We start from the raw sequence: 2,328 nt of genomic DNA, 5'->3' as shown, positions 1-2,328 counted from the left end.
CCTTCTCAGCCACCGCCTTCTTGCCCGCGGCCTTCTTCGCCGGACTCTTCTCCGGGCGCTTCGTCGCTGCCGTCTTCTTCACCGCGGCCGCCTTCGTGGCGCTCGCCTTCCTGGCGGTCTCCTTCTCAGCCACCGCCTTCTTGCCCGCGGCCTTCTTCGCCGGACTCTTCTCCGGGCGCTTCGTCGCTGCCGTCTTCTTCACCGCGGCCGCCTTCGTGGCGCTCGCCTTCCTGGCGGTCGCCTTCTCGGCCACGGCCTTCTTGCCCGCGGCCTTCTTCTCCGGACTTGTCTTCTCCGAACTCTTCTTCGCTGCCGTCTTCTTCGCTGCCGTCTTCTTCGCCGCGGTCGCCTTGGTCGCGCTCGCCTTCCTGGTGGTCTCCTTCTTGGCGGTCGCCGCCTTCTTGACCGGCTTCTCGGGGTTTTCGGGGCCCGTAGCCCTCTCCGTGGCCTTCGCGGCCTTCTTCTTCGGGTCAGAACCGCTGGGAGTGGTGCGGGGGGTCACGGGCGGCGCCTCCTCGGCAAGGGTCAGGTCAGGTCTGTCATGGCGTAACGCTCGATCGCGGCCATCGGTACGGGCAGCCAGTCGGGGCGGTGCCGGGCCTCGTAGACGGCCTCGTATATGGCCTTGTCCGTCTCGTAGGCACGCAGCAGTACCGGGTCGGTGCGCGGGTCGCGGCCGCTGACCTCCGCATACCCGGAGCAGTACGCGGCCCGGCAGGCATCGGCCCACCCCGGGGCCGGGGCGGCGGCGGAGTGGGCGGCGTAGTCGAAGGACCGCAGCATCCCGGCGATGTCGCGCACCACCGGCTGCGGCATCCGCCGCTCGGCCAGCGGCTTGGACGGCTCGCCCTCGAAGTCGATCAGCCACCACTGGCCGGCCGGCGAGCGCAGACACTGGCCCAGGTGCAGATCGCCGTGGATGCGCTGCGCCGTCCAGACCTGCCCCTCCGCGGCCAGATCCGCCAGCGCCGTGAACGCGGAGTGCAGGGCGGGTGCGTACGGCCGCAGCGCGGGCACCGCCTGGGTGGCCGCCTCCAGGCGCTCGATCATGCCGTCGGCGAGCACCTGCATCTGGGCGTGGCCCAGGGTCACCGTCGGCAGCGCGCGGGCCAGCGCGGTGTGCACCTCGGCGGTGGCGCGGCCCAGCGCCCGCGCCTCGGCACCGAAGTCCTCGCCCTTGGCCAGCTCGCGCAGCGCCAGCTCCCAGCCGTCGGAGGCGCCCTGCAGATACGGCTGGAGGACGCCGAGCACATACGGTTCGCCGGACAGCTCCGCCTGCAGCCACGCCGTCGGCGCGGGCACCCGGGAACAGCCCTCGCGGGCCAGCGCCAGCGGCAGTTCCAGGTCAGGATTGACGCCCGGCACGACCCGGCGCAGCAGTTTGAGAATGAACGTATCTCCGTACACGACCGACGAGTTCGACTGCTCCGCGGTCACCAGGCGCGGGACGAGCCCGGAGCGGATCTGCGCGCCGGGCTCCTTGTCGAAGCGCAGCCCGCCGATGCGTGCCTGGGAGCGCAGCGCCTCCAGGAGCACTTCGGCGGGCCGGGTGTCGTGCAGGGCCTCGTACACCGTGCGTCCGGCGAGCGGGCCCTGGTCGACATGTCCGATCAGCGCGGGCGCGAGCCGGGGCGGCAGCGCCTCGCGCGCGCCTATCAGGAGCTGGTAGCAGTCGCCCGGATGGGTTTCGGCGCCGATCGTGAGCGGCTGGTGGGCGCGCACCAGCAGGTGGTACAGGCCCAGCCTGCCGTCGAGGGGCAGCAGCTCGGTGGCCGCGACCAGCGAGAACCCGGTGACCGGACGCCCCTTGCCGGCGAACCAGCGCTGGCGCGGCAGCCACTCCCGCAGAAGCGGATCCAGGGACGCGAGCAGACCGGGACTCGCCGTGCCGGAAAGGGTGACAGTTTCCGCCATAGTGTCACATTCCTTTCCCCGGGGGGTCGGGGTGTTACTGATGCGTGCCCCGGGTGGGGCGGGAGAAACCGCCCCCTCCCGGGTTCTCGACCTGCGCTATACGGGGTCCTTGCGGAGCCGGAACCAGTAGAAGCCGTGCCCGCCGAGGGTCAGCAAGTACGGCAGATCACCGATGGCCGGAAAGCGCACGCCGCCGAAGAGCTCGACCGGGTGCCGGCCGTTGAACGCGCGCAGGTCCAGCTCCGTCGGCTGCGCGAAGCGGGAGAAGTTGTTGACGCACAGGACCAGGTCGTCCTCGTACTCGCGCAGGAACGCGATCACCGCCGGGTTGGACGACGGCAGTTCCCGGTACGAACCCAGGCCGAAGGCGAAATTCTGCTTGCGGATCTCGATCATGCGGCGGGTCCAGTGCAG

General features: G+C 71.0%; 2 protein-coding genes and 1 pseudogene. All 3 read right to left on the bottom strand.

Annotated elements, in window-relative coordinates; translation table 11 throughout:
- Positions 1-502: pseudogene (locus tag JYK17_RS40085) on the bottom strand (1,4-alpha-glucan branching enzyme); the annotation flags it as partial.
- A 23-nt stretch (positions 503-525) separates the two neighbouring features.
- On the bottom strand, positions 526-1,914 hold the full coding sequence (locus tag JYK17_RS40080; protein ID WP_128801898.1) for a maltokinase N-terminal cap-like domain-containing protein: 1,389 nt from the start codon (positions 1,912-1,914) through the stop codon (positions 526-528).
- Positions 1,915-2,010: 96 nt separating this feature from the next.
- A partial coding sequence (locus JYK17_RS40075; RefSeq protein ID WP_222812311.1) for an alpha-glucosidase C-terminal domain-containing protein occupies positions 2,011-2,328 on the bottom strand: 318 nt, incomplete at its 5' end.

Source organism: Streptomyces plumbidurans, from assembly GCF_019857225.1.
GTDB classification, from domain to species: domain Bacteria; phylum Actinomycetota; class Actinomycetes; order Streptomycetales; family Streptomycetaceae; genus Streptomyces; species Streptomyces plumbidurans.
The sequence above is the reverse complement of the archived record's forward strand: the minus strand, read 5'-3'. Positions and strand labels throughout refer to the sequence as shown.